This window comes from Anoxybacillus sp. MB8 (assembly GCF_011006755.1).
GTDB lineage: Bacteria > Bacillota > Bacilli > Bacillales > Anoxybacillaceae > Anoxybacillus > Anoxybacillus gonensis.
The window spans coordinates 1-307 of record NZ_RXXX01000182.1; the positions used below are offsets into that span (position 1 = coordinate 1).

A 307-nucleotide genomic window follows, 5' to 3' on the forward strand; every position below is an offset into this window, starting at 1 on the left:
AGGGTGAACAGCGGCAACAGGCTGCCGAGTACGGCGATCTCGCACTCGTTGGAGCCTTTGAACATTGGCAGCGGTGCAAACCGGTAGGTCATCAGGTTCGGGAAGACGTGCGCGAACAGGGACGTCAGCCCGACCCCACCTCCGGCGCTCTGGCGCTGGCCCGGATAAACCGTGTTGCGCACGATCGGGATGATGTCGTGGAAGTAACCGATGAACACGGCCAATGCCAGCGCGCCTGCGATGCCGGCATCGATCAGTCGTGGAAGCGTGAGGGCATCGCGCCGGAAGGCCAGTATCAGCACTGCCA

General features: G+C 62.9%; 1 protein-coding gene. It reads right to left on the minus strand.

The features are described from left to right. The coding region (locus EKC99_RS15790; RefSeq protein WP_205597845.1) for a DUF7657 domain-containing protein at positions 1 to 307 on the minus strand (307 nt) is incomplete at both ends.